We start from the raw sequence: 26,402 nt of genomic DNA, 5'->3' as shown, positions 1-26,402 counted from the left end.
TTACATTCTGGCTTGGCAGCTCCCGTGGGACCCCACCTTGAGGGTCGCGCGGTCGATTGCATCGGACGAGTCCGTTGTTACTGTTAATAAAGTTGATCACGTGGCACGAGTGACGGATGTGAACACGAGCGACAGGTTCGAGGGAACGATGAGACGCACTGAGCCGGCCCCAGGGACGACCCCGTACCGGTTCCGCGCGCGCGGACCCTGGCGCATGCGGGCCGCGTTCGTCGCTATCCTGGCCATCGCCGCGGTCGGCTCCATTGCATCCCCGGTATCCCCCGCCTACGCGACCTCGTACCCCAGCTGGCAGGACGTGCAGAACGCCAAGGCGAGCGTGTCCGCGACTGCTGCGCAGGTCGCGCGTATCAACAGCCTGATCGGCCAGTTGAAGGCGCAGGTCGCCCAGACCCAGGCCGACCTGGTGAAGCGCGGCAAAGAGCTCGAGATCGCCGAGGCAAAGCTCGACGACGCCATCATCAAGGCGCAGCAGATCCAGGCGCAGGCCGACGAGAGCAAGGCGAAGGCCGAAGCGGCGACGACCCAGGCCGGCCGTCTGGCAGCCCAGCTGTACCGCACCGGCGGCAGCGACCTCACGGCGAGCCTGTTCCTCAGCGGCAACGGCGCTACGACGACCAGCCCGGAGCAGCTCCTCTCGGACCTCGGCAGCATGACGAAGCTGGTCGAGCGGTCGAGCGACATCTACGCGATGGCGAAGACCAGCCAGAACACCGCCAAAGCGCTCGCCGACGACGCGGCCGTGGCCCGGGGCGTACGCGAGAAACTGCGTGCCGCCGCCATTGAAGCGCAGAGGCTCGCGGCCGCGGCGGCGAAGGCGGCGCAGGTCAAGCTCGCCGAGCAGCGCTCGCAGATGGTCGTCATGCGAGCGCAGCTCGCCGCGCTGAACAACAAGTACGCCAAGACGGTGGCCGGATACCAGGCCGGGGTCGCTGAGGCCGCGCGCCGAGCGGCTGCAGCAGGTTCGGGCGGTCTCCCCGGCGGCTACGTCGGACCCCAGGGATGGGCGGTTCCCGCGGCCGGCCCCATCACCGACGGCTTCGGGCCCCGCGCCTCTCCGGGCGGCATCGGCAGCACGTACCACCTGGGCATCGACATCGGCGCATACTGCAACGCGCCCATCTACGCTGCGCACGAAGGAACTGTCATCTATGCGGGCCCGCTGGGCAGTTACGGCAACTTCGTCCGCATCGATGTGGGCGGCGGTATCGACACCGGCTACGCGCACATCCGCGACGGCGGCATCCTCGTCGGCGTCGGCCAGCACGTCGGCGCAGGGCAGCCGATCGCTCGCGTGGGCACGACGGGGGCATCCACCGGATGCCACCTCCATTACGAGGTGAGGGTGAACGGCGTGAAGATCGACGGCATCCCGTTCATGAGACAGAGGCAGGCACCACTTGGCTAGTCAGAGCGGCAACCAGAACGGAAACCGGTCGCGTGTGCGGCCGGTCACGGCGATCAGTGCGGGCGTCATGGGTGTGGTCACCGCATCCGTCGGCATCATCGCGCCCCCGGCGTTCGCCGACAACTACCCGTCGTGGAACGACGTGCAGCAGGCGAAGCAGAACGTCGCGAACCAGCAGGCGATGATCGAGAACATCACCAAGCTGATCGCCAACCTGCAGACGGCCGTCGACCAGGCGCGCATCGACTCCGAGAAGGCGGCTGAAGCCTACTTCCAGGCGAAGGATGCGCTGGAGGCGGCGACGACGAAGGCTGCGGACCTCAAGAAGCAGGCGGATGCTGCGGCAGCGAAAGCGAAGACGTCGCAGATGCGCGCGGGCCTCCTGGCCTCGCACCTGGCCAAGAGCGGAAGCGGCGGCGACATCTCGGTCGACCTGTTTCTGAACGGCGGTGGCAACGGCTCGAGCGCAGACAAGCTGCTCTATCAGCTGGGCGCGATGAGCAAGCTGACCCAGCAGTCGCAGGATGTTTTCGCCGCGGCGACCAAGGACAAGAACACGGCGTCGGCGCTGACCGACCAGGCGAATGTCGCGAAGGTCGAGCGTCAGAAGCTCGCCAAGAAGGCGAGCGAAGCGCTCGCAGCGGCGCAGGCTGCCCAGACGCGGGCGCAGGCGGCACTGGTGACCCAGCAGACGAAGTCGACCGAGCTGGTCGCACAGCTCGCCACGCTGAAGAACACGTCGACCCAGGTCGAGAAGGCGTACCTGGTCGGCGAGGCGAAGCGCAAGGCTGCAGAGGAGGCGGCACGCCAGGCGGCGATCCGGCGCCAGCAGGAAGCGGCCGCGGCGGCCGCCGCGGCGGCAGCGAAGGCGGCACAGCAGGCGGCGCAGCAGCAGAACCAGGGCGGCGGCGGCGGTGGCGGAGGCGGCGGTGGCGGAGGCGGCGGTGGCGGCGGATATGTCGCGCCCCCGAACGGCAACGTCGTCCAGACAGCGCTCAACTACGCCTACGCCCAGCTGGGCAAGCCGTACATCTTCGGTGGTGAGGGGCCGGGCGGCTACGACTGCTCAGGCCTGACGATGAAGGCGTACGCCTACGCCGGTCTCTACATCGGCTCGCACTCGGTGAACAACCAGTGGTACACGGGGGCGGCTCGCGGACAGGTCGTCCCGTTCAGCCAGCGGCAGGCCGGCGACCTCATCTTCTGGGGCGACGGGCCGGGCAACTTCTATCACGTGGGCATGTCGATCGGCGGCGACATGATGATCGCCGCACCGACCGAGGGCGACGTCGTCAAGATCCAGTCGGTCTGGGGCAGCCCCTGGTACCAGGTGATCCGCCCCAGCGCCTGACCGCGTTCTCCCGTCTCGCCGCACTACTTCCGACCGACCGCACTATGTAGACCGAGTGCGGTCGGAGCAAAGTAGTGCGGCCGGATGCGGCGAGTGCGTTCGCCGCCGCGTCGGACCGCGTCGCGTCGCGTGTCGTCTGTTGAGCCGACTATCCCAGCCGCACGTGTTCTTTCCGAGCGCACGTCGTTGTACGAGTGCGCCCGCGACAAACGAGTGCGGCCGGACGCAGCACGTGCGGTCGCGCCGGGGCGCGCCACCCCTATCGCTGCCGCGTCATCCTCTATCGCTGCCGGCGCCGCCGCACTACTTCCGACCGACGGCACTAAGTAGACCTAGTGCGACGGGACGAAACGTGTGCGGCGAGCCGAGCTGGCGCTAGTGGCCGCCCTCTTCCGCGAGTTTCGCGATGCCGGCTTCGACGATGGCCTCCGCCTCGGCCGCGTTGCCCCAGGCCTCGAGCTTGACCCACTTGCCGGGCTCGAGGTCCTTGTAGTGCTCGAAGAAGTGCTGGATCTCGTCACGCGTCTGCTGCGGAACGTCGTCGATGTCCTGGATGTGCTGCCAGCGCGGGTCCTTGTAGGGCACGGCGATGACTTTGGCGTCGCTGCCTGCCTCGTCGCTCATGTTCAGCACGCCGACCGGCCGCACCTTGACGCCCACGCCGGGGAAGACCGGGTACTCGAGGAGCACGAGCACGTCGACCGGGTCGCCGTCGAGTCCGAGGGTGTTCTCGAAGAAGCCGTAGTCGGTCGGATAGACGAAGCTCGTGAAGAGCACGCGGTCGAGGTAGACGCGCCCGGTCTCGTGGTCGACCTCGTACTTGTTGCGGCTTCCCTTGGGGATTTCAACGACGACGTCGTATTCGGCCATGAGATTTTCTCCCTCGTTTGAAAAGACTCCAATAACGTTAGTGGATGCACGCCAGTGGTTCACCGGAAAGACGACCGCGGCTCACCCCACCGATCGCGGATGTGCGTCGTGCGGTGCGCGACGCTCTCTCCGGCCTCGACGGGGCCGGTCTCGACGGCGAGGGACCGGATGCGGCGGCCGAGGCGGACGACGACCCGCGCTTCGGCGTCCTCGTCCTCGTGGGGCTCAGCGGTGGAGCGGATTCGCTCGCGCTCGCTGGGGCGACGGCCTTCGAGGCGCCGCGCGCGGGTATTCGGGCGGGGGCGGTCATCGTCGACCACGGGCTCCAGGCCGGATCCGCTGAGGTCGCGGAAGCCGCGGCCGCCCAGGCGAAGGCGCTCGATCTCGATCCGGTGGTCGTCGTGCGTGTCGAGGTGGCCGCATCCGCTGACGGACCCGAGGGGGCCGCGCGCGCCGCGCGCTATGCCGCCTTCGAGCGTGCCATGGACGACACCGGCGCCTCTCATGTGCTGCTCGCCCACACGCTCGACGACCAGGCGGAGACCGTGCTGCTCGGCCTTGCGCGCGGGTCGGGGCCGACGAGTCTGCGAGGGATGGCGCGCGAGACCGGGCCGTACCTGCGGCCGCTTCTCGGCATCCGCCGCCTGACCACACGTCAGTTCTGCGCCGACAGCGGGCTCGTGGCCTGGGAGGACCCGCACAACACCGACCCGTCATTCACGCGTGTGCGGGTGCGCAGCACGGTGCTGCCCGTGCTCGAGGCCGAACTCGGTCCCGGCGTCGCCGAGGCGCTCGCACGCACGGCCGAGCAGCTCCGCGAGGACTCCGACGCCCTCGACGGTCTCGCGCTCGAGTGGGCGCTCGAACTGACCAGCCAGGACGCCGAAGGCGCGGTCGCACTCGACGTACGCGGCCTGGCAGCCGACCCGCCGGCACTCCGCCAGCGCATCATCCGCCTGGTCGTCCAGAACGAGTTCGGCGTCTCGCTCGAACGCGTCCACACACTCGCGGTGGCCGAGCTGATCACCGACTGGCACGGACAGAAAGCACTCACCCTGCCAGGCGTTAGAGTTGTCAGGCAGAACGGGCTGCTCGTCTTCACCCCCGCATAAGGCCTCGACCCCGAAGGATCGCACCGCTCCATGGAACTCACGGACGTTTCCGACGACCTGACCGAGATTCTCATCAGTGAGGAGCAGATCCGTAGCCGGATCGCCGAACTCGCGCGAGCGATCGAAGCCGACTATGCGGGCACGGATGTTCTGCTGGTCGGCGTGCTGAAAGGCGCTGTCATGGTGATGGCCGACCTCGCACGCGAACTGAAGATCCCCGTCACCATGGACTGGATGGCGGTGAGCTCGTACGGCTCGGGAACGCAGTCGAGCGGTGTGGTCCGCATCCTGAAAGACCTCGACACCGATCTCAGCGGTCGCACCGTGCTGATCGTCGAAGACATCATCGACTCGGGGCTGACGCTCTCGTGGCTGCTGTCGAACCTGAACTCGCGCGGCCCGGCATCCGTCGAGATCTGCACGCTGCTGCGCAAGCCGGAGGCGGCGCGCGTCGACATCGACGTGAAGTACGTCGGGTTCGAGATCCCGAACCGGTTCGTCGTCGGCTACGGACTCGACTACGACGAGAAGTACCGCAATCTGCGCGGTGTGGGCATCCTTTCGCCTGGCGTGTACACGTAACCCTGACGAGCAAACGTACCGATCCCGCCGACAGCGAACACGCAGCAGGCATTCAGCGCCGAAGCGATACTCTTGCCTCACCATGAACGTCAAGAAGATCTTCCGGGGCCCGATCCTCTACATCGTGCTAGCCGTCATCGCTGTATGGATCGGTTCGAGCCTCATCACCATGTCGGGCTTCAAGGAGATCTCGACCCAGAAGGGTCTCGAGCTCCTCCAGAACGACAAGGTCGCCAGCGCCAAGATCGTCGACGGCGAACAGCGCGTCGACCTGACGCTCACCACCCCTGACCCGACGCTCGGCAGCCAGGTGCAGTTCTACTACGTGACGCCGCGCGGCGCCGACGTCGTCCAGGCCGTCGACAACGCCAAGCTGTCGAAGGGCTTCAACGACGAGGTTCCGCAGCCGAACTGGCTGCTGTCCGCGCTCGGCTTCCTCCTCCCCGTGCTGTTGATCGGCGTGTTCTTCTGGATCATGCTCTCCGGCATGCAGGGCGGCGGCAACAAGGTCATGCAGTTCGGCAAGTCGAAGGCGAAGCTCGTCTCGAAGGAGAGCCCCAAGGTCACCTTCGACGACGTGGCCGGCAGCGACGAGGCGATCGAAGAGCTGCAGGAGATCAAGGACTTCCTCAAGGAGCCGGCCAAGTTCCAGGCGGTCGGCGCCCGCATCCCGAAGGGCGTGCTGCTGTACGGCCCTCCCGGAACGGGCAAGACGCTTCTCGCACGCGCTGTCGCCGGCGAGGCGGGCGTCCCCTTCTATTCCATTTCCGGTTCGGACTTCGTCGAGATGTTCGTCGGTGTCGGCGCGAGCCGCGTCCGCGACCTGTTCCAGCAGGCCAAGGAGAACTCCCCGGCCATCATCTTCGTCGACGAGATCGACGCGGTGGGCCGCCACCGTGGCGCCGGCCTCGGCGGCGGGCACGACGAGCGTGAGCAGACCCTGAACCAGTTGCTCGTCGAGATGGACGGCTTCGACGTGAAGACGAACGTCATCATGATCGCTGCAACCAACCGTCCCGACATCCTCGACCCCGCCCTCCTCCGTCCGGGTCGCTTCGACCGCCAGATCGGTGTGGATGCTCCCGACCTGCTCGGCCGCAAGAAGATCCTCGAGGTGCACGGCCGCGGCAAGCCGCTCGCTTCCGGTGTCGACCTCGAAGTCCTCGCACGCAAGACCCCCGGCTTCACGGGCGCCGACCTGGCGAACGTGCTGAACGAGGCTGCTTTGCTGACGGCACGCTCCAACGCCCAGCTCATCGACAACCGTGCTCTCGACGAGGCGGTCGACCGCGTCATCGCCGGCCCTCAGAAGCGCACGCGCGTCATGAAGGACCAGGAGAAGCTGATGACGGCGTACCACGAAGGTGGCCACGCTCTCGCCGCAGCAGCGATGCGCTACACCGACCCGGTCACGAAGATCACGATCCTCCCCCGTGGCCGCGCCCTCGGGTACACGATGGTGCTTCCGCTCGAAGACAAGTACTCGATCACCCGCAACGAGCTGCTCGACCAGCTGACGTATGCGATGGGCGGCCGTGTCGCCGAAGAGATCGTGTTCCACGACCCCACCACGGGTGCGTCGAACGACATCGAGAAGGCGACCTCCATCGCCCGCAAGATGGTCACCGAGTACGGCATGAGCGCCGAGGTCGGCTCCGTCAAGCTGGGCCAGTCGTCGGGTGAGATGTTCCTGGGTCGCGACATGGGTCACCAGCGCGACTACTCGGAGCGCATCGCCGAGCGTGTCGACGCCGAGGTTCGTGCCCTTCTCGAGAAGGCGCACGACGAGGCGTGGGAAGTTCTGAACAACAACCGCCCCATCCTCGACCGCATCGCGGCGGAGCTGCTCGAGCATGAGACCCTCGACCACAACGAGATCGCCGAGATCTTCGCCGACGTGGTCAAGCTCCCCGAGCGTCCCCAGTGGCTGTCGAGCGACAAGCGACCGATCTCCGATCTTCCGCCCATCGCCTTCCCGGCGAAGGCTCCGATCGATGCGGGCGCCGTCGATGGTGGCGTCGACTCAGAGCCGCCGTCGAAGCCGAAGCGTTCCCCTGTTCGCAAGCCGCGGCCGGCCACGGCGTAGGCCGGGGCTGGTGGGCGCATGACCGGAATCGATCGTCCGCGCATCGAGGCCGCTGTCGCTGAGATCCTCGCCGCCATCGGCGAGGATCCTTCGCGTCCGGGCCTGCTGTCGACTCCGTCGCGCGTGGCGGATGCGTATGAGGAGTTCTTCTCCGGCCTCGGCCAGGATCCGGCGCAGGAGCTCGGCGAAGGTGTCCCGCTCGAAGGACACGACGCGGAGACCGTGCTGCTGAGGGACATCGCCTTCCGTTCCGTCTGCGAACACCACCTGCTCCCCTTCATCGGCGTCGCCCATGTCGCCTACCTGCCCAACGAGCGCGTCGTCGGCCTGGGGCGCATCCCACGTGTCGTGGAGACGCTGGCCTCCCGGCCGCAGCTGCAGGAGCGCCTGACAGAGGAGATCGCCGACGCCCTGCAGGACGGTCTGGGCGCAAGGGGGGTTCTCGTGGTCCTCGACGCGCAGCACCAGTGCGTCTCCGCGCGCGGCGTGCGCCAGACCGAGAGCACCACGGTCACGGTCGCAAGCAGAGGCGAGCTGGCCGACCCTGTCGCCCGGGCCGGCCTGATGGCCCTGATCGGACGCGGAGTGGCGTGAAGACCCTCGTCATGGGCGTCCTCAATGTGACGCCGGACTCGTTCAGCGACGGCGGTCTCTACCTCGAGGCGGGCGCCGCGATCGAGCACGCGCTCGCGCTCGTCGAGGAGGGAGCCGACCTGATCGATGTGGGCGGCGAATCGACCCGCCCGGGTGCGGTGCGTGTCGACCCGGTGGAGGAGCAGGCCCGGGTCGTCCCCGTGATCCGCGAACTCGCCGACCTCGGGGTCAGGGTGAGCGTCGACACGATGAACGCGTCGACCGCGCGGGCGGCGGCGGATGCCGGCGCCGCCATCATCAACGACGTGTCCGGTGGTCTCGCCGACCCCGACATGCCCGCGGCGGTCCTCGACACCGGGTTGACCTATGTGGTCATGCACTGGCGCGGTCAGAGCGATTCGATGGATGCGCTCGCAACCTACGACGACACCGTTGCCGAGGTCATCGCCGAGCTCCGCACCCGCATCGCCGACCTCACCGACAGGGGAGTGGACCCGGCGAAGCTCATCATCGACCCCGGACTCGGCTTCTCGAAGAAGGCGAGCCACAACTGGCAGGTCCTCGGAAACCTCGAGAAGTTCGTCGGGCTCGGCTATCCGGTGCTGATCGGGGCGTCCCGCAAGAGATTCCTCGGCGCGCTCCTTCCCGAGGGCGCACCCGCACAGGATCGCGACAAGCCCACGGCCATCGTCAGCGCCCTCGCCGCACAGGCCGGGGTCTGGGGTGTTCGCGTTCATGATGTCGCCGGCACCCGCCTCGCGCTCGACGTCGTCGAGGCGTGGCAAGCTGGACGAGATGACTAGCGACGACCGGATGCGCGGACCGGACTCGATGACGCTCACCGGACTGCGGATCCACGCGAACCACGGTGTGTACGCGTTCGAGCGCGAGCAGGGCCAGGAATTCGTCGTCGACGTGACGGCCTGGTTCGACCTCGCGCGCGCCGCGATCGCCGACGACGTTGCAGCGACGGTCCACTACGGCGAGCTGGCGGTCGAGGTCGCGGACGCCGTGCGGCGCGACCCCGTCGACCTCATCGAGACTCTGGCCGAGCGGATCGCGGGGGTCGTTCTCGCGCATCCGCCGGTCGACGCCGTCCGGGTGACCGTGCACAAGCCGAACGCGCCCATCGAGGTGCCGTTCGCCGACGTGTCGGTCACGATCGAGCGGGAGCGGGCATGACCGCACCATCCCATCCGCGCCCCCAGCGCATGCGCACGTCGGTGCCCGCCGTTCTTGCACTGGGCAGCAACCTGGGTGATCGCGAGGCGACGATCCGCGCGGCCGTTGCCGACCTGGATGCGGCTGCCGGCATCCGCGTCGAGCAGCTGTCGCCGCTCGTCGAGACTCCCGCATTGAAGCTCACGGGCGTCGACCATCACGCGCCCGCCTACCTGAACGCCGTCGTGGTGATCGACACCGTGCTCGGCCCGCACGACCTGCTCGACGTCGTGAACGCCGTCGAACAGCGTCACGGGAGGGTAAGAGAGGAGCGCTGGGGGGACCGGACCCTCGACATCGACATCATCGACTACGACGGGCGCGAACTGGACGACGATCGCCTGACCCTCCCGCATCCGCGCGCCTGGGAGCGTGGATTCGTACTCGCGCCGTGGCACTCCATCCGGCCGGATGCGCGACTCGCCGGACACGGACCGATCGCAGTGCTCCTCGCTGCGACCACGGACGACGTTCGGCCGTATCCTGACAGCGGCGCAACGCACCATGCCGCGCGCGCCGAACAGTTCGAAGCCGACGAGGACGGGGGTGCCGGGTGAAGCGCACACGACCGACACCGCTCATCGGCCTCGGCGTCGCAGGGCTCGTCATCGGCTTCCTCGTCGAGCTCGGCGCTGCGGGCGCCGGTCTCGCGGTGTTCATCCCGCCACTGTCGTTGCCGATCACGCTCGTCGCGATCGCTGTCATCGTCATCGCCTTCGCCATCCCGATCCGGCGGGCAACGCATTCGAAGACGCGCACCAGGATCGATCCGTTCCGGGCCATGCGCGTCGCGGTGCTCGCGAAGGCCTGCAGCCTCAGCGGTGCACTGCTGACCGGCTCGGGCATCGGCGTGCTCGCATACCTGCTGAGCAGGTCGGTGCTTCCCGCATCCGGGGCCATCTGGCAGGCGGTCGCGGCCACGGTCGGCGCCGCCATCCTGCTCGCCGCAGGGCTCGTCGCCGAATACCTGTGCACCCTCCCTCCCGAGGACGACGACACGAAACCGGAGGGAGACCATGCCCGGGCGACTTGACCTCGCGGTCGGCGAGTGGAAGCGCGTCGCGCCGCGCTATGTCGTTGTGGTGATCGTCGGCTCCCTCGTGAGCGGCCTCGTCCTCAGTGCCATCGCGACATTCCTGTGGCTGGTCGCCGGGTGGTCGTGGGCGTGGGTGGCTCTCATCGTGATCGTGGCCATCACGGTCATCCAGCTGATCATCGCGCCGCGCCGCGCCCGGGCGATCGGCTACCAGCTGCGCGAGGACGACCTCCTGTTCCGTCACGGCATCATGTTCCAGCGCTTCGTCTCGGTGCCATACGGGCGGATGCAGCTGATCGACATCAATCGCGGCCCGGTGGGGCGCGTGCTCGGCCTCGCCGACCTCAAATTCGTGACGGCGGCGGCGTCGACGAACGTGTCCATCCCGGGCCTTCCCGAAGAGACCGCGGCCGAGCTGCGCGACCGCCTGGTGGAACTGGCGGAGAGCCGCCGGGCGGGGCTGTGACCGGCGAGCGGCTGTCCGCAGCGGAGCGGGCGGCCGAGCACCTGACCGACGGCGAGTGGCACCGCCTCCATCCGGCGACACCCCTGCTCAAGGGCGGCATCGTGTTCATCGCCGTGCTCGGTGTCGTGCTCTCCAACCTTCGTGAGCGCCTGGTCGGCTTCTTCATCGGCGCTCCCGACTTCGGCGGCGACCCCATCGACGAGATCTACAACCGTGGCCTCGAAGGCTGGGCGCTGCTCGGTGTCGCGATCGTGCTCATCGTCTGCATCGGCGGGTTCTACCTCTCGTGGCGCATGCACACGTTCCGCATCAGTGACGACGCGGTCGAGGTCCGCAGCGGCATCCTGTTCCGCACGCAGCGCAAGGCGCGGCTCGACCGCATCCAGGGCATCAACGTCGTCCGGCCGGTGATCGCGCGCGTCTTCGGCGCCGCCAAGCTCGAGGTCAGTGTGGCCGGGCACGACGCGAACGTGCAGTTGTCGTACCTGTCGTCGCAGCTGGCGGATGGGCTCCGCGGCGACATCCTGCGCCTCGCCTCGGGGGCGAAAGCGGCCGAGAACATCCAGCAGGGCGCTCGCGCGACGGGGGTCGCCGGGGTGGCCGACATCCTGAACCAACGCGTGAACGAGTTCCTCGCCCCCGAGCTGAACCCGAGTCTCGCGCCGCCGGAATCCGTCGTGAAGATCCCGCCGCTGCGACTCATCGGGTCGATCGTCCTCAGCGGCTTCACCATCTTCCTTCTGCTCGTGGGTGCCGGGCTGGTGACGGGCGCGGCGACGGGCCGGCTGTGGCTCCTGCTGGTCGTGCTTCCCGGGCTGATCGGGTCGATCAGCTTCTACATCCGGCGGTTCACGAAGTCGCTGCGGTACAGCATCGCCGGGACTCCGGATGGGGTTCGCGTCGGGTTCGGCCTGTTCAGCACGAGCAACGAAACCCTGCCGCCCGGGCGCATCCACGCTGTGGACGTCTCGCAGCCGCTGCTGTGGCGGCCGTTCGGCTGGTGGCAGATCCGAATCGACACCGCGGGTCACTCGACCGAGAAGGGTGCGGCGGGCCAGCCCAACACGACGATGCTTCCGGTCGGCGACCTCGACGACGTGGCGCGGGTGCTGTCGCTCGTCCTGCCGGAGTTCGCCACGCCGGCCCATCGGGAGCTCGTCGTCGCCGGCATGACCTCGCGGGGCCGCGACGGGTTCGTCGGCGCACCCCGGCGCGCGGCATGGTTGCGGCCGTTCTCATGGCAGCGCACCGGCTACGCACTCACCGATGGAGTGGTGCTCCTCCGGCGTGGTTTCCTGTGGCGGAGCCTCGCCATCGTGCCGCTGGCGCGCCTGCAGAGCCTCGAGCTGTACCAGGGACCCCTCGACCGGATGCTCGGGCTCGTGTCGACCCGCCTTCACACGGTGTCGGGTCCTGTGCATCCGAGGCTGGCGGTGATCGACCGCGACCGCAGCCTGGAGTTGTTCGACGCGGTCGCGGCCGGAGCGATCTCGTCGGCGCGGTCGGACCGCAGCCACCGCTGGAACGAGTCAGCCGGCTCGGCGGAAGGGGAGACCTCGTGATCGAGCGCCGTGCAGGACGCCTCGGAGTCGGCATCATCGGGGCCGGCCACGTCGGACCCGTCCTGGGTGCGGCGCTCGCCGGCGCCGGGCATGCGATCGTCGGCATCTCCGCGGTGTCGGAGCGCAGCCGGGAACGGGCCGACGCCATCCTGCCGGGGGCGCCGGTGCTCGAGATTCCAGTCATCGTCGAGCGAAGCGAGCTCGTCATCCTGGCCGTACCCGATGCGGAACTCCCGTCGCTCGTTGCCGGTCTGGCTGCGACAGGGAGCTGGCAGCCGGGGCAGATCGTGCTGCACACGGCGCCCGGGTTCGGTGTCGAGGTTCTTGCGCCGGCGACTGCGGCCGGCGCGATACCGCTCGCCGTGCATCCGGCGCTCGCCTTCACCGGCACGAGCCTCGACATCGCGCGCCTCCAGGAGACCTACTTCGCCGTCACTGCGCCCGCTCCCGTGCTGCCCATCGGGCAGGCGCTCGTCGTCGAGATGGGCGGGGAGCCGGTCGTCGTCGCCGAGGAGGACCGGGCGGCGTACGCCGAGGCCATCGCGACCGCGAGCACGTTCTCGCGCGCGATCGTGGAGCAGGCGACCGGCATCCTCAGCGGCATCGGGTTCGAGAACCCGGGCTCGTACCTGAGCTCGCTCGTGCGGTCGGCCGTCGACAACGCCCTGTCGCGCGCATCCGCCCCCGCCGCCGGACCGGACGTGCTTCTCGACGGCCGCGACGACCCGCTGGACCCGCTCGGCTGATACATCCTGCGCTCGGGTGCAGTGGCCCGCAGGCGTCAGCTGAGCGCGGCCAGCTCGGCGCGCAACGCTTCGACGACGGCATCGGCGCCCTGAGGGCTCAGGACGATCGTGTAGTGGTTGACATCGGCGACCTCGGAGATCTGCACGAAGGGGTAATCGGTGCGCGCACGCTCCCGTGCCGCGATGTCGTACAGGCCGGGCGGATCGTCGAGGAAACCGCGCGGCGCCACGAGCAGCTGCACAGGATGCGTAAGGGCGGCCAGCGAGTCGGCCACCACTCCTCCGCCGAACTGGTCACCGGAGTCGGCTGCGACGGCGTCGTACGACGTCGACGGCCGGAGGTTCGGCTCGGTGCCTTCGAGATCGTAGTTCGCGTAGTCGACGACGTCTTGGGTCCAGTTCGCAGCGAAAGCAGGGTGCCGCCCCCAGAACTCGAGGTAGGCCGCGCGATCCGGGAACGTCATCGACAGGCGTGCCATGGCGGGGCCGAGGGTGGACGCCATCAACTCATCGAGGGTGACGCCGTCGGGGATGCGCAGCGGAAGTCCGCCGTCGACGAGCAGGGGCCCGGTGAAGCGCTCCGGGTAGAGGTGCGCGCTCGCAAGCGCGACGAAGCCGCCCATCGAATGGCCGACGACGAGGGCCCGGTCGAGCCCGAGGTGCTCGCTCACTGCGGCAAGGTCCTCGGCGTGCTGCACCATCCCGAACGGCCCGGGCAGCCCATTGCTGCGGCCGCGGCCGCGCAGGTCCGGTGCGACGAAACGCACCTCGGGAAGCGCATCCGCTATGGTCGCCCAGGCGAGATGCGAAGCAGTGATCCCATGCGCGGCGACGACGACCGGGGCGTCAGGGTCCGCAGGAGTCCACTCGCCGACCCGCAGCATCCCGCCCCTGACCGGCACATCCAGCGTTCGGTATGTCATCGTGCGCTCCATCCGCCGTCCATCGTGTACGAGGCGCCGGTGACCAGCGACGCGTCCTCGCCGGCAAGCCAGCAGACGAGGGAGGCGACCTCGGCCGGCTCGGCCAGCCGCTTGATCGCGCTGTTCACCAGCATCACGTCGCTGACCACCTGCGACTCCGGGATGCCGTGCAGGCGCGCCTGGTCGGCGATCTGCTTCTCGACGAGCGGCGTGCGCACGTAGCCGGGATTCACGCAGTTACTGGTGACGCCGTGCGGTGCCCCTTCGAGGGCTGCCACCTTGGACAGGCCCTCCAGACCATGCTTCGCTGCGACGTAAGCCGACTTGAACTCGGACGCGCGGAGTCCGTGCACCGACGAGATGTTGACGATGCGTCCGAAACCCTGCTCGTACATGTGCGGCAGGGCCGCGCGGATCAGGAGGAACGGTGCCTCGAGCATGAGGGTCAGGATGCGATGGAACGCGGCAGTGTCGAACTGCTCGATCGGACTCACCACCTGGATTCCCGCATTGTTCACCAGGATGTCCACGTCGAGCGCCAGGGTGGCGAGAGCCCCGGTGTCCGTGAGATCCACGTGCCACGATTCGCCGCCGATGTCAACGGCGACCCGTTCGGCCGCTGCCCCGTCCAGGTCGGCGATCACGACGATCGCGCCACGTTCGGCCAGTGCCCGCGCACACGCCTCACCGATGCCGCTGGCCGCCCCCGTCACGAGGGCGCGACGGCCTTCGAATCCAGCACCCACGACCACTCCGTCCGATGTGTGCGCACCCCTCGCCCACGGCTCGGGTAACAGGTACGCTAACCACCAGCGCCGGTGCCGTCAAGGTGGACCGGCCACGCCCAGGGCCGAACGTCCTGGGCACTGTGTGCCGGCGGACACCGACGTTGGGAGAGCACGATGACACTGATCGACGGCATCACCTCACGAAGCGTTCAGACGCCGCGCCTGCGAGCGAACGTCCTGGAGAGGGCCGGGGACCCGGCGCACGGCGGTCCAGACGTCGTCTTCATCCACGGAAACGTGTCGTCCGCCCTGTTCTGGCAGGATGCGATGCTCTCCATGCCCGAGCACTGGCGGGTGTTCGCGGTCGACCTGCGCGGGTTCGGCGATTCGGAGACGCTTCCCGTCGACCCCACCCGCGGGCTCCGCGATTTCAGCGACGATGTCGCCGGCGTCATCGCCGAACTCGGTCTCGGCCGCGTGCATGTCGTCGGCTGGAGCATGGGAGCCGGGGTGGCGATGCAGTATGCGCTCGACCACCCTGTACGCAGCCTCACGCTGCAGTCGCCGGTGTCGCCGTACGGCTTCGGTGGAACGGCTGCGGACGGCTCGCGGTTGACCGACGACGACGCGGGCTGCGGTGGCGGGGGAGTGAACCCGGATTTCGTCGCGCGCCTGGAGAGCGGCGACACGTCGTCCGAGTCCGACGCATCCCCGCGTTCGGTCTACGCGAGCTCCTACGTGCTGCCCGGGTTCGTCTCCGACCATGAGGACATCTGGGTCGAGTCGATGCTGACGACCACGGTCGGGATCGACAACTACCCCGGTGACGGCGTCGCGTCCGACAACTGGCCGGGGTTCGCCGCCGGATCGCGCGGAGTGCTGAACACGATGGCGCCGAAATACCTGAACCTCTCGGCGATCGTCGACCTCGAACCGAAGCCGCCGCTGACCTGGATCCACGGCGCGAATGACGTCATTGTCAGTGACACGTCGTTCTTCGACATCAACTACCTGGGTGAGATCGGTGTCATCCCCGGCTGGCCGGGTTCCGAGGTCGCACCGCGCCAGCCCATGGTCACCCAGACCCGCACCGTCTTCGAGAGCTATGCGGCGGCGGGCGGGACCTTCCAGGAGCTCGTGCTGGAGAACTGCGGCCACTCGCCGCACCTCGAATACCCGGAAGCGTTCCGGGATGCGCTGGTGGCGACGGTCGAGGCCGCCGGCGGCGAGTAGCATCGAAAGTCCGGTCGTTTCGCGGCGCACCCGCCGGGGCGCGGCGGCTGGAGGGAACCAGATGCCAGAAGTCGTCACCACCATCGCCGCGCTGCGCCGGGTCGTCGCGTCAGCGCGTGAGCGGGCTCGTCGCGAAGGCAGTTCGGATGCGCCGGTCGCCCGCGTCGTCTTCGTTCCGACCCTGGGCGCCCTGCATGAAGGGCACCTCCAGCTCGTGCGGCAGGCGCGTGACCTCGGTGGCATCGTCGTCGTCTCGATCTTCGTCAACCCCCTGCAGTTCGGGCCGGGCGAGGACTTCGACCGGTACCCGCGCACCCTGGATGCCGACGTGCAGCGCCTCGAGGGGCTCGCGGACTTCGTGTTCGCGCCGTCGGTGGACGAGATGTACCCGACGGGTTCGGCCGAGACGCGCGTGACGGCGGGCTCCATCGCGAGCCTTTACGAGGGCGCATCGCGGCCGGGCCACTTCGACGGAATGCTCACCGTGGTCGCGAAGCTCTTCCACATCGTTGCGCCTGACGTCGCCGTCTTCGGGCAGAAGGATGCGCAGCAGGTGCACCTCGTCGGCCGGATGGTGCGCGACCTCGACCTGCCGATCACGATCGCGGTCGTCGACACCGTTCGCGAGAGCGACGGCCTTGCGCTCTCCAGCCGCAACCGGTACCTCGACCCGGAGGGGCGTGCCGCCGCCGTCGCGCTGTCGGGTGCGCTCGCCGCCGGTTCCGCGGTTGCCGACAGGGGCGCGGAGGCGGTGCTCGAGGCCGCCCGTGCCGTGATCGCCGCCGAGCCTGCCGTTAAGCTGGACTATCTCGTTGTCGTCGACCCGGAAACGTTCCTTCCCGTCGGGGAGGGGCACCACGGGCCGGCGATCGCACTGATCGCAGCGCGTGTGGGTTGGACCCGGTTGATCGACAACGAGCGAATCAGTTTCCCCTAGACCGAGCGATGGCAAGAGCGCTGCCGCCGAGCGAAAGACAGCCATGACCGATACCCAGCAGAACGAGCCCGAACTCACTGACGACGAGGTCAGCGAGCAGAAGGCGGTCCGGCTGGGCAAGCGTGCCCGCCTCATCGAGGAGGCGGCTTCTCCGGCCGGCGGAGCCTATCCCGTCGCGGTTCCGGTGACGCACACCATCCCCGCTGTGCGCGAAGAGTTCGGCCACCTGCAGGCCGACGAGACCTCGGGCGTCGACGTGGGAATCGCCGGTCGTGTCGTGCACCTCCGCAACACCGGCAAGCTGTGCTTCGCCGTCCTTCAGGCTGGCGACGGGACGCGCATCCAGGTCATGGTGTCTCTCGCAGAAGTGGGTGAGGACTCCCTCGCCCGCTGGAAGGAGCTCGTCGACCTCGGCGACCACCTCTTCGTCTTCGGCGAAGTCGTCTCGAGCCGCCGCGGCGAATTGTCGGTCATGGTGCGCGAGTGGACGATCGCCTCCAAGGCGATCCTTCCCCTGCCGAACCTGCACAACGAACTGAGCGAAGAGAGCCGCGTCCGCAGCCGCTACCTCGACCTCATCGCCCGCGACCAGGCGCGCCTCAACGTCGTCAACCGGTCGAAGGTCGTCGCCAGCCTGCGCAAGACCTTCGCCGACCGCGGTTACATCGAGGTCGAGACCCCGATGCTGCAGGTCATGCACGGCGGTGCATCCGCCCGCCCCTTCGTGACCCACTCGAACGCCTTCGACACGGAGCTCTTCCTGCGGATCGCACCGGAGCTCTACCTGAAGCGCGCCGTGGTCGGCGGCATCGACCGTGTCTTCGAGATCAACCGCAACTTCCGCAATGAAGGCGCCGACTCCACGCACTCCCCCGAGTTCGCCATGCTCGAGTCGTACGAGGCGTACGGCGACTACAACGTGATCGCCGAGCTCACACAGACGCTGGTGCAGAACGCAGCCTTCGACATCGCGGGTTCGCACACGGTGACGTGGGCCGACGGCACCGAGTACGACCTCGGCGGTGAATGGGATCGGATTCGCATGTACGACAGCCTTTCAGAGGCAGTCGGCGAAGAGATCACTCCGGCGACACCTGTGGAAGACCTGCGTGCCATCGCCGCCCGTGAGGGGATCGAGATCGAGCACCCGCTTCCCGGCAAGTACGTCGAGGAGCTGTGGGAGCACTTCGTCAAGGGCAACCTCGTCCGCCCGACGTTCGTGATGGACTTCCCGGTGGACACCAGCCCGCTCGTCCGTGCCCACCGCTCGCGCGAAGGTGTCGTCGAGAAGTGGGACCTTTACGTGCGCGGCTTCGAGCTCGCAACCGGCTACTCCGAGCTGATCGACCCCGTGGTGCAGCGCGAGCGTTTCGTCGAGCAGGCGCGGCTCGCTGCGGCCGGCGACCTGGAGGCGATGCGTCTCGACGAGGAGTTCCTGCGTGCGCTCGAATTCGGCATGCCGCCCACCGGCGGTCTCGGAATGGGCATCGACCGCCTGCTGATGGCGCTCACGGGTCTCGGCATCCGCGAGACCATCCTCTTCCCGCTCGTCAAGCAGGGCTGAGCCGCAGGTCTCTGCCTGATCAGGTGCGGGCTGATCAGGCGCAGGGCCCGATCAGGCGCGCGGGCCGCGCAAATGCTCGCGCGTGAGCTCTTCCATCTGCTCGTCGGTCAGCTCGTCGAGACTTTTCGCCTCGCGCCGGTCGCTCTGCGTCCAGCGGATGAAGAGGATGATCAGCACGGGCACGTCCGCGATCTCGGCGATGAACCACAGGAAGTCGCCCGAGAGATGCTGGTCGTGCAGAGCGTTCGGGAACCAGAGCGGAAGCTTTCCGAGCACGGCGGGTGCGTGGTCGAGCACGGTGTCGTTCAGGCGCAGGAGGATGCCGGGCACCGCATCCAGCAGGAGTTCGACGAAGGCGAAGAGGAATTCCGCCGTGATGAAGAGGCTGGTCCGGATGATCGTGTGCGTGGCCATCGGAAGCACCATGAGCATCCCGGCAAGGGGCACGAGCACCGTGATGGTCCACTCCGACCACGTGCTGTCGCGGAGCACCGCGGCGATCGGGGTGAGGAAGACGAGGAAGACCGCGCACGCGAACAGGGGCGCGAAGATCGCATTGCCGAAGAGACGCACGGGCCAGGAGCGGAGCATGCGATCGACGGTGCGGCGCGGTAGCCCGCTCAGGACGATCCGTGTCAGAGCGACCGGCTTTCCGAGGCTGATCAGGCCGGGGACTGCGAAGAGCAGCAAAGCGATCCGTGTGGTGAACGCCCACCGCAGCTCGGAGCTGTACGCACCGAGGAAGCCGAAGCACACCCAGGCGTAGGAGCCGAGGCCGAGCAGGAAGAATCCCAGGGTTGGCCTGAGCGGCCAGCGATGACCCCGGATGCGCAGGGAGACGACGCCGGCGAGGTAGAGGCCGCCGGCGACGATGATGGCTGCGAAGGCGACCGGGTCGAACTGCCAGGTGGTGAGGAAGGTGGAGAGGGGAGGCGTCGGGAACTCCGTTCACAGATGTGCGCGTTACCATTATCGGGTTATGAACGAACTCTGGACCGGCATCGTGTGGTCGCTTGCCCCGACCATTCTCGTGGGGCTGCTTTTCTGGCTCGTGATGCGGTCGATCGTGCGTGCAGACCGCACCGAACGTAAAGCCTACGCTCGCATGGAGGCCGAGGAACGCGCTCGCCGCGGGCTGCCTCAGAAGCCATAGCGTTCGGTACGGTTGCGTTAGCGCCGGTTCGCGGCGCATCGTACGAGCGAGGGGATGAGCGCCGATGGACGCTGCTACCCTCACGGCGATCATCGTCGGCGTGGCACTGTTCGTGGACTTCGTCATCCGTGTCATCGCGGTCATCGTGGTCCCGCGCAACCGCAAGCCGACTTCCGCGACAGCCTGGCTTCTCGCGATCTTCCTCATCCCGTACCTGGGCGTGCTGTTCTTCCTGCTCATCGGCAGCTACAAGCTTCCGAAGAAGCGCCGTGAGAAGCAGGCGGAGATCAACAGCTTCATCATCGAGAGCACCGAGGGGATGGAACGGGTCAGCCGTGAGCATCCCTGGCCGCCGTGGCTGGAGTCGGTCGTCCAGCTCAATCGCAACCTGGGGGCGATGCCGCTCGTGGGCGGCAACACGGCGACCCTGAACGGCGACTACCAGAGCTCGCTCGACCTGATGACGGAGGAGATCAACAAGGCACGACGCTACGTGCACGTCGAGTTCTACATCCTCACGTGCGACCAGACGACCGCACCGTTCTTCGACGCTCTCGAGGCGGCTGTCGAACGCGGCGTGATCGTTCGGGTTCTGCTCGACCACATCGCCTCGTTGCGGACACGGGACTACAAGCGCACAATCAAACGCCTCACCGCGATGGGGGCGAAATGGCAGCTCATGCTCCCGGTGCAGCCGCTCAAGGGCAAATACCAGCGGCCCGACCTGCGCAATCACCGCAAGCTCCTGATCCTCGACGGTGCCGTGGGCTTCATGGGTTCGCAGAACGTGATCGACCGCAGCTACAACAAACGGTCGAACATCCGCCGGGGCCTCAAGTGGCAGGAACTGATGGTGCGCCTCGAGGGGCCGATCGTCGCCGGACTCAACGCGATCTTCATCACCGACTGGTACAGCGAGACCGACGAGCTTCTCCGGCGTGAGACCGAGCCGATCACGATCGAGCCGTCGCCGGACAGTCTCGACTGCCAGGTCGTACCGAGCGGTCCCGGGTTCGAAGGCGCGAACAACCTGCGGCTGTTTCTCGCGCTGCTGTACTACGCCCAGGAGCGCATCGTCATCACGAGCCCGTACTTCGTACCGGACGAAGCCATGCTCACGGCGATCACCACGGCTACGCAGCGCGGCCTGAAGGTCGAACTCTTCGTTTCGGAGATCGGCGACCAGGCCCTTGTGTATCACGCGCAGCGCTCGTATTACGAGGCGCTGCTCAAGGCGGGCGTGCGGATCTGGATGTACAAGAAGCCGTACATCCTGCATGCCAAGCACTTCTCGATCGACGACGATGTAGCGGTGATCGGTTCGAGCAACATGGACATGCGCTCCTTCCTGCTCAACATGGAGGTGTCGCTGATGGTTCGCGGCCGCGCGTTCGTCGAGTCGATGCGGAAGGTCGAGGACGGCTATCGGGCGAACAGCCGCGAGCTCACTCTCGAGGAATGGAGTCGGCAGCCCCTGCGCTCGACGGTGCTCGACAACCTCGCCCGGCTGACCTCAGCCCTCCAGTAGTCACGCGAGAAGCTCGACCTCGCACAGCCGGCGTGCCGCATTGAGGAGTTTGCGATCCTTCGTGAGGAGCGGCAGATCGAGTTCGCGTGCAAGCGTGACGTACATCGCGTCGTAGGCCGATACCGTGTGGCGGATCTCCCACGCGGTCTCGAGGAGATCGTCGTGGGGGAAGCGACTGACATTCAGTGCGTTGTACTCACTGATGAGCCGTTCCGCCTTGGGTAGGAGAGCTGGGTCCAGCCTGACGATGCGGCGGGCGACGCTCAGAAGCTCGGGTGCGATCAGCTCGGGAGCGCACAGTCTTCGATCCCTGAGTTGATCGTGCGCATTCACCCCCGACGCTCCTTCATGCAGCAGGACGTCGAAGAGCGCACTGCTGTCGACGACAGCGCCCCTCATCGACGATCCCGGTCTTCCCGGATCCAGGCCACGATGGTGTCCGAATCGATATCGGTGGGCTCGAAGGGTTGCTGCGGCGCCGCGGCGCGGCGCACGCGGTTTCGTGCCTGAAGCGCGGCCCACCGATCGTCGATTCGGAGACCCTCCGCAATTCGTGTCAATTCGCGTCGGAGGTACTCGGAGTACGAAATGCCCTTCGCCACCGCTGCGGCCTTGAGCCGCTCATCGACATCCGGATCGAGGTCTCTGACTTGCACTGTTACTCCCATAGTTCGATCGTAGACGGGATGCATGCAATCAGGTGTCAGCTGCATGCATCCCTTGTTACCCCAGACTGTCGGACCGCGGAATTCCGCGGTTCTGTCTCGTCGAATCTGTGGACAACTATGGGCGCTGGCAAATTGTGGAGGGCTCGTCGCCATCGAAATGGGACGGCGCAGGTTCATAATTCAGGAGTTTTGGGGGCGCGAGAGCCGCGGTCGCACATCCCATCAGGGATTTTTCCGCGTCAGGCGGCTCGGGAGTCGCATCCACCCCACGAACTCCTGAATTACGAACGGCGTCGACCGGTCAGCCGCGCGGCTTGAGGCGCACCGTGGGAAGAACCGGGGCCGGCAGCGCCGACCCGGGAAAGTCCGGGATGGAACCGAAACGACCGTGCGGATCCTCGCCGTCGATGACGTCGCGCTGCCATTCCGCGCGAAACTGCACCACGTCCTCGTGCGAGCGCCCGATGAAGTTCCACCACATGACGATCTGCTCGCCGAGCGGTTCGCCGCCGAGCAGCAGCACGCGCGCATCCGCCTCGCCTGCTCGCAGCTCGAGAGTCTCCGTACCCAGCCCAAGGTAGGCGAGCTCGGAGTCCGCGATCGTCTCGCCCGCGACGTCGACCGGGCCCGCATCCACCAGGACGCCGTGCTCGAACGACGGGTCGAGGGGCAGCGTGACCGACGCACCCGCCGGAATGTCCAGCTGGGCACCGAGCAGCGGGCTGAACGCCGTGGGCTCGGCGCCGGCGCCGTCGCCGGCCCCGCCGACCGCACTCCGGGCTGTCCCAGCGAGCGACCCCACGAACACCCGAGCCACCGCATCCCCCACCTGAACAGGCGCAGGCACGTGATGCTCGAAGAACGGCGCCACATCGCGCGAAGCCGACGGCAACGCCACCCAGAGCTGCACCCCGTGCAGCGTGGTCGTGGCCGCTGTCGACACCTCCGAGTGGCTGATTCCGTGACCCGCGGTCATCAGATTGAGTTCGCCCGGCCGGATCATCGCGTGACTTCCCACACTGTCGCGGTGCTCGATCTCGCCGGCGAAGAGCCAGCTCACCGTTTGCAGCCCGGTATGCGGATGCGGAGGCACCTGCATCCCGCCGGTCACCGACACGTCCTCCGGACCGTAGTGGTCGACGAAGCACCATCCGCCGATGAGGGAACGCTTGCGCTGGGGCAGCGTTCGGCGCACATTCATCGCCCGCGGGCCGCCCAGGGGAACCTCCCGCGGAAGCAGCACCTCGATCGAACGCGCGTCAGCGATGTCGACTGTTCCGCCCGCGATGACCTCCGCGGGATCCCGCTCCAGGTTGCTCACGAAAGCATCATACGTTCGCAGCCGATCCATGGTGCCGCTTCCTAGAATGTGACCATGCTCAACACCCTGCAGGCCCGGCGTCGCCCCATTCTCGGCATCGCCGGCGCGCTCGTCGTGCTGGCTGCGCTGGCCGGATGCTCGACCTCGATGTCGCATCCCGTCACCGACTACAAGGGGGAGCCGAAGGGCGTTGTCCCGCCCGCGAGCAGCGCAGGCGGCGCCGCCTACGCCGTCTGGCTGAAGGGCGGGGCGCAGTTCGCGATCGTGCTCTACGGCAGCTCGACCTGCCCGCCCACCGTCGCGTCGGTGGAGACCATCGCGAGCAACCAGCTGAAGGCGACTCCCGCACCGATCACCGGCAGCGTGTGCACGCAGGACTATGTGCCCCACACGACCGTCTTCGCGACGCCGAGCTCGGTGACCACGACGTCGGACGTCACCATCAAACTGCCCGACTCGACGCTGACGCTCCCCGGCCTGCGCGGCTGACCTCCGTGGCGCCTGAGAGCCGCGCACTCCCTTAACGCCCACGGCGAACAGGGGCAGTATTGCGCTCTTCCGCTGGTTACTCTCTTTGTAACGGCGCCGACCCTGCCATGGCGCTTGAGGAGTAGAACATGTTCGAGAGATTCACCGACAGAGCACGCCGTGTCGTCGTCCTGGCCCAGGAAGAGGCCAAGATGCTCAACCACAACTACATCGGCACCGAGCACATCCTGCTGGGGCTGATCCATGAGGGTGAGGGTGTTGCGGCGAAGGCGCTCGAGTCGCTCGGTATCTCGCTGGACGCCGTGCGCGAGCAGGTTCAGGACATCATCGGCCAGGGCCAGCAGCAGCCGACCGGGCACATCCCGTTCACTCCGCGCGCCAAGAAGGTGCTGGAGCTCTCGCTGCGCGAGGCACTGCAGCTGGGCCACAACTACATCGGCACCGAGCACATCCTGCTCGGCCTCATCCGCGAGGGTGAGGGCGTCGCAGCGCAGGTCCTGGTCAAGCTCGGCGCAGACCTCAACCGCGTCCGCCAGCAGGTCATCCAGCTCCTGAGCGGCTACCAGGGCAAGGAGCAGGTGCAGGTCGGCGGCAACGACCAGGCCGCAGCCCAGGCCGGCAGCCAGATCCTCGACCAGTTCGGCCGCAACCTGACGCAGGCTGCGCGCGACAACAAGCTCGACCCCGTGATCGGCCGTGAGAAGGAGATCGAGCGGGTCATGCAGATCCTCTCGCGTCGTTCCAAGAACAACCCGGTGCTGATCGGTGAGCCCGGCGTCGGCAAGACCGCCGTCGTCGAGGGCCTCGCCCAGGCGATCGTGCGCGGAGACGTTCCTGAGACGCTGAAGGACAAGCAGCTCTACACGCTCGACCTCGGCTCGCTCATCGCAGGCTCCCGCTACCGCGGTGACTTCGAGGAGCGCCTCAAGAAGGTCACCAAGGAGATCCGCACACGCGGCGACATCATCACGTTCATCGACGAGATCCACACCCTGGTGGGTGCGGGCGCAGCCGAGGGCGCGATCGATGCGGCCAGCATCCTGAAGCCGCTGCTCGCCCGCGGCGAGCTGCAGACGATCGGGGCGACCACCCTCGACGAGTACCGTAAGCACTTCGAGAAGGATGCGGCCCTCGAGCGCCGCTTCCAGCCCATCCAGGTCGCTGAGCCCTCGCTGCCCCACACGATCAACATCCTCAAGGGGCTGCGTGACCGCTACGAGGCGCACCACAAGGTCTCGATCACGGATGGCGCGATCGTCGCAGCCGCGAACCTCGCCGACCGCTACATCAGCGACCGGTTCCTTCCGGACAAGGCCATCGACCTGATCGACGAGGCCGGCGCGCGCCTGCGCCTGTCGATCCTGTCGGCGCCGCCGGAGCTGCGCGAGTTCGACGACAAGATCTCGGCCGTTCGTTCGCAGAAGGAAGCAGCGATCGAAGACCAGGACTTCGAGAAGGCGGCCAGCCTCCGTGACGAGGAGAAGAACCTCCTCGGCGAGCGTCTGCGTCTCGAGAAGCAGTGGCGCAGTGGCGACGTCAAGACATCGGCCGAGGTCGATGAGGGTCTCATCGCCGAGGTGCTGGCGCAGGCCACAGGCATCCCCGTCTTCAAGCTCACCGAGGAGGAGTCCGCTCGCCTCGTGTTCATGGAGAAGGCCCTGCACGAGCGCGTGATCGGTCAGGAGGAGGCCATCGCGGCCCTCTCGAAGACGATCCGTCGCACGCGCGCCGGCCTCAAGGACCCGAAGCGCCCCTCCGGTTCGTTCATCTTCGCCGGCCCGACCGGTGTCGGAAAGACCGAGCTGGCCAAGGCGCTCGCCGAGTTCCTGTTCGACGACGAGTCGGCCATGATCTCCCTCGACATGAGCGAGTACGGCGAGAAGCACACGGTTTCGCGACTGTTCGGTGCTCCTCCCGGGTTCGTCGGGTTCGAAGAGGGCGGCCAGCTCACCGAGAAAGTGCGCCGCAAGCCCTTCAGCGTCGTGCTGTTCGACGAGATCGAGAAGGCACACCCGGACATCTTCAACTCCCTGCTCCAGATCCTGGAGGAGGGACGCCTGACGGATGGCCAGGGTCGTGTCGTCGACTTCAAGAACACCGTGATCATCATGACCACCAACCTCGGCACCAAGGACATCACCGGCGGCCCCGTCGGGTTCCAGATCGAGGGTGACACGCAGACCGGCTACGACCGGATGAGCGGCAAGGTGAAGGACGAGCTGAGGAAGAACTTCAAGCCCGAGTTCCTGAACCGTGTCGACGAAGTCATCGTGTTCCCGCAGCTCAACAAGGCGGAGCTCCTGCAGATCGTCGACCTGTTCATCAAGCGACTCTCGGTTCGCCTGCTGGACCGCGACATGACCATCGAGCTCGCGCTGCCCGCCAAGGAGCGCCTGATCGAGGTCGGCTTCGACCCGTCGCTCGGCGCGCGGCCCCTGCGTCGCGCGGTGCAGCACGAGATCGAGGACCGCCTCAGCGAGCGCATCCTGCAGGGTGAGCTGAACGCCGGCGACCACGTTCACGTCGACTTCAAGGACGGCGAGTTCGTGTTCACGACGTCGCAGCACGCAGAGCCGATCGGTGCGGGGATCAACGCCGCCGCCGCCATCGGCGCTGGTGCGATCACGCCCGACCACCTTGCAGCCAGCGGCGAGTAGTCCGCGAATCCCTGAACGGGGTCGGCTCTGACGAGCCGGCCCCGTTTCGCGTCCTGCGACGGAGCCGACTTGTCGCGTCCGGCGACGGAGCCGACTTGCAGCGAATCGTGGTCTCAGCCCGGCTGAATCCCCGATTTGGCTCAAGCCGC

The 26,402-nt window shown here is 67.5% G+C and carries 27 protein-coding genes; 20 read left to right on the top strand and 7 right to left on the bottom strand.

Annotation, left to right across the window (positions count from 1 at the left end):
- Window positions 1-100 precede the first annotated feature (100 nt).
- Window positions 101-1,426 (top strand): peptidoglycan DD-metalloendopeptidase family protein, encoded by a 1,326-nt coding sequence (locus tag G3T36_RS02050; protein ID WP_338031426.1) that lies wholly within the window; start codon window positions 101-103, stop codon window positions 1,424-1,426.
- Complete coding sequence (locus tag G3T36_RS02045) at window positions 1,419-2,777, top strand: C40 family peptidase (protein ID WP_240148226.1); 1,359 nt, start codon at window positions 1,419-1,421, stop codon at window positions 2,775-2,777. Before G3T36_RS02050 ends, G3T36_RS02045 begins: the two co-directional genes overlap by 8 nt.
- A 375-nt stretch (window positions 2,778-3,152) precedes the next feature.
- Here G3T36_RS02045 and ppa read toward each other — a convergent pair whose 3' ends face one another.
- The gene (gene ppa, locus G3T36_RS02040) at window positions 3,153-3,680 is read right to left on the bottom strand and encodes an inorganic diphosphatase (RefSeq protein ID WP_338031507.1); all 528 of its coding nucleotides are present in this window, start codon (window positions 3,678-3,680) and stop codon (window positions 3,153-3,155) included.
- Window positions 3,681-3,691: 11 nt separating this feature from the next.
- On the opposite strand from ppa, the gene tilS reads away from it, so the two are divergent.
- The 11 genes from tilS to G3T36_RS01985 all read left to right on the top strand — a co-directional run bounded on the left by tilS (window position 3,692) and on the right by G3T36_RS01985 (window position 13,052).
- The gene (gene tilS / locus G3T36_RS02035) at window positions 3,692-4,759 is read left to right on the top strand and encodes a tRNA lysidine(34) synthetase TilS (protein ID WP_163287750.1); all 1,068 of its coding nucleotides are present in this window, start codon (window positions 3,692-3,694) and stop codon (window positions 4,757-4,759) included.
- 30 nt (window positions 4,760-4,789) lie between these two features.
- Complete coding sequence (gene hpt / locus G3T36_RS02030; RefSeq protein ID WP_163287748.1) at window positions 4,790-5,341, top strand: hypoxanthine phosphoribosyltransferase; 552 nt, start codon at window positions 4,790-4,792, stop codon at window positions 5,339-5,341.
- An 82-nt stretch (window positions 5,342-5,423) separates the two neighbouring features.
- Window positions 5,424-7,427, top strand: a complete 2,004-nt coding sequence (gene ftsH, locus G3T36_RS02025; RefSeq protein WP_163287746.1) for an ATP-dependent zinc metalloprotease FtsH — start codon at window positions 5,424-5,426, stop codon at window positions 7,425-7,427.
- Window positions 7,428-7,445: 18 nt separating this feature from the next.
- Entirely contained in the window at window positions 7,446-8,021 is a 576-nt protein-coding gene (gene folE, locus G3T36_RS02020; protein ID WP_163287745.1) for a GTP cyclohydrolase I FolE, read from the top strand.
- 11 nt (window positions 8,022-8,032) lie between these two features.
- Window positions 8,033-8,824 (top strand): dihydropteroate synthase, encoded by a 792-nt coding sequence (gene folP / locus G3T36_RS02015; protein WP_163289024.1) that lies wholly within the window; start codon window positions 8,033-8,035, stop codon window positions 8,822-8,824.
- Window positions 8,817-9,203, top strand: coding sequence for a dihydroneopterin aldolase (folB, locus tag G3T36_RS02010; RefSeq protein WP_163287744.1), 387 nt, complete (start codon window positions 8,817-8,819; stop codon window positions 9,201-9,203). Before folP ends, folB begins: the two co-directional genes overlap by 8 nt.
- Window positions 9,200-9,799 (top strand): 2-amino-4-hydroxy-6-hydroxymethyldihydropteridine diphosphokinase, encoded by a 600-nt coding sequence (gene folK / locus G3T36_RS02005; protein ID WP_163287742.1) that lies wholly within the window; start codon window positions 9,200-9,202, stop codon window positions 9,797-9,799. The genes folB and folK overlap by 4 nt, the downstream gene beginning before the upstream one ends.
- Complete coding sequence (locus G3T36_RS02000; protein ID WP_163287741.1) at window positions 9,796-10,275, top strand: DUF3180 family protein; 480 nt, start codon at window positions 9,796-9,798, stop codon at window positions 10,273-10,275. Before folK ends, G3T36_RS02000 begins: the two co-directional genes overlap by 4 nt.
- Window positions 10,259-10,744, top strand: coding sequence for a PH domain-containing protein (locus G3T36_RS01995; RefSeq protein WP_163287740.1), 486 nt, complete (start codon window positions 10,259-10,261; stop codon window positions 10,742-10,744). Before G3T36_RS02000 ends, G3T36_RS01995 begins: the two co-directional genes overlap by 17 nt.
- The gene (locus tag G3T36_RS01990) at window positions 10,741-12,306 is read left to right on the top strand and encodes a PH domain-containing protein (protein WP_163287739.1); all 1,566 of its coding nucleotides are present in this window, start codon (window positions 10,741-10,743) and stop codon (window positions 12,304-12,306) included. The genes G3T36_RS01995 and G3T36_RS01990 overlap by 4 nt, the downstream gene beginning before the upstream one ends.
- Window positions 12,306-13,052 (top strand): DUF2520 domain-containing protein, encoded by a 747-nt coding sequence (locus G3T36_RS01985; protein ID WP_163289023.1) that lies wholly within the window; start codon window positions 12,306-12,308, stop codon window positions 13,050-13,052. Before G3T36_RS01990 ends, G3T36_RS01985 begins: the two co-directional genes overlap by 1 nt.
- Window positions 13,053-13,087: 35 nt before the next feature.
- On the opposite strand, the gene G3T36_RS01980 is transcribed toward G3T36_RS01985, so the two are convergent.
- On the bottom strand, window positions 13,088-13,975 hold the full coding sequence (locus tag G3T36_RS01980) for an alpha/beta fold hydrolase (RefSeq protein ID WP_240148225.1): 888 nt from the start codon (window positions 13,973-13,975) through the stop codon (window positions 13,088-13,090).
- The gene (locus G3T36_RS01975) at window positions 13,972-14,721 is read right to left on the bottom strand and encodes a 3-hydroxybutyrate dehydrogenase (protein WP_163287736.1); all 750 of its coding nucleotides are present in this window, start codon (window positions 14,719-14,721) and stop codon (window positions 13,972-13,974) included. Before G3T36_RS01975 ends, G3T36_RS01980 begins: the two co-directional genes overlap by 4 nt.
- Window positions 14,722-14,877: 156 nt before the next feature.
- Here G3T36_RS01975 and G3T36_RS01970 point away from each other — a divergent pair, with 156 nt between their 5' ends.
- The 3 genes from G3T36_RS01970 to lysS all read left to right on the top strand — a co-directional run bounded on the left by G3T36_RS01970 (window position 14,878) and on the right by lysS (window position 18,437).
- Complete coding sequence (locus tag G3T36_RS01970; RefSeq protein WP_163287735.1) at window positions 14,878-15,936, top strand: alpha/beta fold hydrolase; 1,059 nt, start codon at window positions 14,878-14,880, stop codon at window positions 15,934-15,936.
- 61 nt (window positions 15,937-15,997) lie between these two features.
- Window positions 15,998-16,873, top strand: coding sequence for a pantoate--beta-alanine ligase (gene panC / locus G3T36_RS01965; RefSeq protein WP_163287734.1), 876 nt, complete (start codon window positions 15,998-16,000; stop codon window positions 16,871-16,873).
- A 43-nt stretch (window positions 16,874-16,916) separates the two neighbouring features.
- Window positions 16,917-18,437: a lysine--tRNA ligase gene (gene lysS / locus G3T36_RS01960; protein WP_163287733.1), complete on the top strand. Its 1,521-nt coding sequence runs from the start codon at window positions 16,917-16,919 to the stop codon at window positions 18,435-18,437.
- 51 nt (window positions 18,438-18,488) lie between these two features.
- On the opposite strand, the gene G3T36_RS01955 is transcribed toward lysS, so the two are convergent.
- A complete protein-coding gene (locus tag G3T36_RS01955) occupies window positions 18,489-19,310 on the bottom strand; it encodes a cytochrome c oxidase assembly protein (protein WP_163289022.1) in 822 nt (273 codons plus the stop codon).
- A gap of 106 nt (window positions 19,311-19,416) precedes the next feature.
- Here G3T36_RS01955 and G3T36_RS19490 point away from each other — a divergent pair, with 106 nt between their 5' ends.
- Window positions 19,417-19,590, top strand: coding sequence for a hypothetical protein (locus G3T36_RS19490; protein WP_193570845.1), 174 nt, complete (start codon window positions 19,417-19,419; stop codon window positions 19,588-19,590).
- 64 nt (window positions 19,591-19,654) lie between these two features.
- The gene (gene cls, locus G3T36_RS01950) at window positions 19,655-21,118 is read left to right on the top strand and encodes a cardiolipin synthase (RefSeq protein WP_163287731.1); all 1,464 of its coding nucleotides are present in this window, start codon (window positions 19,655-19,657) and stop codon (window positions 21,116-21,118) included.
- Here cls and G3T36_RS01945 read toward each other — a convergent pair whose 3' ends face one another.
- The 3 genes from G3T36_RS01945 to G3T36_RS01935 all read right to left on the bottom strand — a co-directional run bounded on the left by G3T36_RS01945 (window position 21,119) and on the right by G3T36_RS01935 (window position 23,107).
- Complete coding sequence (locus tag G3T36_RS01945; RefSeq protein ID WP_163287730.1) at window positions 21,119-21,517, bottom strand: type II toxin-antitoxin system VapC family toxin; 399 nt, start codon at window positions 21,515-21,517, stop codon at window positions 21,119-21,121.
- A complete protein-coding gene (locus G3T36_RS01940; protein WP_240148224.1) occupies window positions 21,514-21,831 on the bottom strand; it encodes a FitA-like ribbon-helix-helix domain-containing protein in 318 nt (105 codons plus the stop codon). Before G3T36_RS01940 ends, G3T36_RS01945 begins: the two co-directional genes overlap by 4 nt.
- A 256-nt stretch (window positions 21,832-22,087) precedes the next feature.
- Window positions 22,088-23,107: a pirin family protein gene (locus G3T36_RS01935; protein ID WP_163287729.1), complete on the bottom strand. Its 1,020-nt coding sequence runs from the start codon at window positions 23,105-23,107 to the stop codon at window positions 22,088-22,090.
- A gap of 54 nt (window positions 23,108-23,161) precedes the next feature.
- Between G3T36_RS01935 and G3T36_RS01930 the strand changes: the two genes are divergently transcribed.
- Both G3T36_RS01930 and G3T36_RS01925 read left to right on the top strand, forming a co-directional pair.
- Window positions 23,162-23,596 (top strand): hypothetical protein, encoded by a 435-nt coding sequence (locus G3T36_RS01930; RefSeq protein ID WP_163287727.1) that lies wholly within the window; start codon window positions 23,162-23,164, stop codon window positions 23,594-23,596.
- A gap of 128 nt (window positions 23,597-23,724) precedes the next feature.
- Window positions 23,725-26,253 (top strand): ATP-dependent Clp protease ATP-binding subunit, encoded by a 2,529-nt coding sequence (locus G3T36_RS01925; RefSeq protein ID WP_163287725.1) that lies wholly within the window; start codon window positions 23,725-23,727, stop codon window positions 26,251-26,253.
- Window positions 26,254-26,402: the final 149 nt, after the last annotated feature.

The sequence above is a fragment of the Leifsonia tongyongensis genome, from assembly GCF_010686705.1.
Classification (GTDB): domain Bacteria; phylum Actinomycetota; class Actinomycetes; order Actinomycetales; family Microbacteriaceae; genus Diaminobutyricibacter; species Diaminobutyricibacter tongyongensis.
The sequence above is the reverse complement of the archived record's forward strand: the minus strand, read 5'-3'. Positions and strand labels throughout refer to the sequence as shown.